We start from the raw sequence: 3,491 nt of genomic DNA, 5'->3' as shown, positions 1-3,491 counted from the left end.
AATCCCCGCGCTTACGCGCCGCTTCGCTAGAAATAAGGGGGACTTCCGGAGTAGCTCGGCTCGGTTCCCCCCTTTTAAGGGGGGATAAGGGGGATCGAAGGGTTTCAAAGCGCGCCCTGGCACACAGTACCCTATAGGGCTGATTCAGTGTGTTGGTTTTCGGCGGAAACTTTCAATTGCAGGTGCTTAACGCTTGATTTTGTCAGGGGTTTGTCGCTCATTTTACAGACCTATGTCAACCCGACTAAATGTATAGCGCTATACAAACGGAATTCCGAAAGCAGTAGACTGTTAAGAAAGTTCAAAGCAGTAGGCTGGGAGGAAGTTGAGTCTGTGTCCTGGCGGATGCCTGTTTTTGGGTTGCAGATGCACTTCTTCCACGCAGGTTGCTACCCTGATATTTTCCTAAGATTCTGTTGAAGTTCTGTTTGAAGTGTTTGAAGTGAGTGAGACAACTATGCGTAAGTGGGGTTCTTTGCTGCTGGCAGCCAGTCTGTCGGTAGCCGCAATCTCTGCCTGTACCTCAGCGCCTACGAATACTGCAAGCTCGCCCGGTGCTGAAGGCGCATCTCCAGCGGCAACTGCTGCGGGCAGAAGCCGACTGGACATGGTGAAAGAGCGGGGTAAGTTGATCTGCGGCGTTGAGGGTACGATTCCTGGGTTTAGCTTTGTTGACCCCAGTGGTACTTATTCCGGGCTAGATGTGGATGTCTGCCGCGCCGTGGCTGCTGCGGTTTTTGGCACATCGGAAGATATCGACAGCAAGATTGAATATCGAAATCTCGATTCTACGGCTCGTTTCCCAGCGGCGAAGTGGACATGCTGTCTCGTAACACCACCTGGACGGCTAGCCGAGATGCGGCGGGCGGAAACGGTCTGGAGTTTGCGCCGACCACTTTCTACGACGGTCAAGGACTACTGGTGAGTAAGGCCAGCGGCATCCAAGATGTGGCCGGTCTAGCAGGCAAGTCGGTGTGTGTGGAAACGGGAACGACGACCGAGCTAAACTTGGCCAGCCGCACCAAGGAAGCAGGTGTGACGATTAATGAAGTGAAGTTCCAGGACTCTAATGCGGCGATCGCCGCTTTCTCGGAGGGTCGCTGCGATGCCTTTACGTCTGACCGCTCTCAGCTTGCCGCCAAGCGCACCTCCCTGCCCAACCCTGACGACTACGTGCTGCTCGACGTGGTGATGTCCAAGGAGCCTCTGGGCCCAGTGACCATCAACGGCGACTCTCGCTGGTATGACGTGGTGAAGTGGGTCACCTATGGACTCTTCCAGGCCGAGGAGTTTGGCATCACCCAGGCCAACGTGGATCAAATGAAGCAAGACCCGAACCCCGACATTCAAAACTTCCTGGGGACACAGGGTGAATTGGGTAGCCAACTGGGTCTGCCTGCCGATTTCATGGTTCACGTTATTAAGGCAGTTGGCAACTACGGCGAAATCTACGAGCGCAACGTGGGCAGCGGATCTGAGCTAAACATTTCTCGCGGCCCCAACGAACTGTGGACGAATGGCGGTCTGATGTACTCTCCGCCATTCCGCTAGAGTCTGCGCCGTTTTTCAAACACGCTGGAGGGCAGGTTTCGTCAACATTCAATCCGTCACAGCAGGCGGCTATGTTGCAAAGCCTGCCCTTCCTGGTATCTTTTCTGCAAAGGGCAAAGTCTGAGGAGCGATATTGATTTTCGATTTTGGATTTGCGATTTTGGATTGCCAGATAAGGGTCTGTGGGGCCGCTGGCAATTTCACTCGTAGCGCCACTTAGAAGAATTGATAAACTCTCCGGTCAGCCCATTTGATGACGTAGTTTCTCAAGCACATTTTCTCGCGTATTCTCTCCGAGTTTCCAGAAACAGAGCAGGTCGGCATGACGCACTCTTCTGATAGCACCGAAAAGATTCCCTTTTGGCGAGACGACCGGGTCTGGCGAATCATTATCCAGTTGATTGTGCTGGGTGTTGTAGTGCTAATCGGGTCGATCCTGCTTGGCAATATGTTCCGCAACTTGGCGCAGTTGGGGCGGCAGTTTGACTTTGGGTTCCTAAGAAACCAAGCTGGCTTCAACATTGGCGAAACCATCGTGCCTTACCAAACCAACGATCGCTACTGGTGGGCGCTGGTGGTGGGTTTTTTGAACACGCTGCGGCTGATTTTGGTGGGCTTTGTGCTGGCGACGGTGATTGGGGTGCTTGCAGGAATCGCCAGTTTCTCTGACAACTGGCTGTTGCGTAAGCTCAACGTGTTTTATGTGGAAATTGTGCGGAACGTGCCGCTGTTGCTCCAGCTTTTTTTCTGGATTTTTGTGGTGTTCTACAGCCTTGCGCCGCAGCGTAGCCTCAACGACCCGCCAACTCCGCTGCTGGGCAAGGGCTTTATTAATAAGGCCGGGCTGTTTATTCCCTGGCCCGCAAACAATTTAGGCGACTGGCTGGCGCTGTTGGGGGTTGTGCTGGGGGCGATCGCCGCTTTCTTTGTCTGGCGCTGGCGGGTTCATCTGATGGAAACCGTTGGCGCGTCGGGCAAAACGCAGCAGTGGATTTTGATCGGGCTGGCGATCGCCGGTCTGCTGGTTCTGCTGTTTGGCATGAAGTGGGAAACGCCGATCCTGGGCGAAAATAACCGAATTACTGGCGGCTTGCGAATTTCGTTGGAATATGCCGCTGTGCTGGCTGGACTGTCGTTTTACACGGGCGCGTTCATTGCGGAAATTGTCCGAGCGGGCATCCAGTCGGTGTCGAAAGGACAGTGGGAAGCTGCCCGCGCCTTGGGTCTGCATACTGGGCTGGCGATGCAGCTTGTCGTCCTGCCCCAGGCCCTGCGGGTGATTATCCCCTCCCTCAATAGCCAGTACCAAAACCTGGCCAAAAACTCGACCCTAGCGCTGGCCATCGGCTATCCCGACTTTTTCTCGACCTTTCAAACCACGCAAAACCAGACGGGGCGGGCTGTTGAGATGATTCTCATCCTGATGGCGGTGTATCTCATCATCAACTTGGTGATCACGACGCTGATGAATCTGCTCAACCGCGCTGTCCAGCTTAAGGAGCGCTAGCCGCTGCGCCTGATGTCCCTGGTATCTGATTTAGGTATCTGATTTAGAAGGCGATCGCCAAAACTCCCTTTCTTACTCCCAAGTTCTAGACGATGACCACCAGCTACCCCCCCGCCTCTGCTTCCCCCCCACCCATCGCCCAGGTCGGCCCTGTCGCCTGGTTGCGGAAGAACCTGTTCAATAGCTGGTTCAACAGCATTCTCACGATTCTGCTGGTGTGGCTTTTGGGCAGCACGGTGGTTAATTTCGTGCGCTGGGCCTTTTCCCTGGCGAAGTGGGAGGTGATTCCGGCAAACCTGCCGCTGTACTTTGTAGGGCGGTTCCCCGCGAGTCAGTATTGGCGGGTCTGGGTGCTGGTGGCGCTGCTGGCGGCGCTGGCGGCGCTTTCGATCGTCGGCGAAACAGCGTGAACAGTGAACGTCGCGTGGCCGAC

The 3,491-nt window shown here is 55.0% G+C and carries 2 protein-coding genes and 1 pseudogene; all 3 read left to right on the top strand.

Translation table 11 applies throughout. From position 1 onward, the window contains the following. Positions 1-457: 457 nt before the first annotated feature. The 3 genes and pseudogenes from IGS51_RS02345 (at position 458) to IGS51_RS02335 (ending at position 3,468) form a co-directional block, all read left to right on the top strand. Positions 458-1,551 (top strand): annotated as a pseudogene (locus IGS51_RS02345) (transporter substrate-binding domain-containing protein). A gap of 322 nt (positions 1,552-1,873) precedes the next feature. After that, positions 1,874-3,058, top strand: a complete 1,185-nt coding sequence (locus IGS51_RS02340; RefSeq protein ID WP_297075392.1) for an ABC transporter permease subunit — start codon at positions 1,874-1,876, stop codon at positions 3,056-3,058. A gap of 92 nt (positions 3,059-3,150) precedes the next feature. After that, complete coding sequence (locus IGS51_RS02335) at positions 3,151-3,468, top strand: hypothetical protein (protein WP_297075389.1); 318 nt, start codon at positions 3,151-3,153, stop codon at positions 3,466-3,468. Positions 3,469-3,491 lie beyond the last annotated feature (23 nt).

Source organism: Thermoleptolyngbya sp. M55_K2018_002 (assembly GCF_015295965.1).
Classification (GTDB): Bacteria; Cyanobacteriota; Cyanobacteriia; order Elainellales; family Elainellaceae; genus Thermoleptolyngbya; species Thermoleptolyngbya sichuanensis.
The sequence above is the reverse complement of the archived record's forward strand: the minus strand, read 5'-3'. Positions and strand labels throughout refer to the sequence as shown.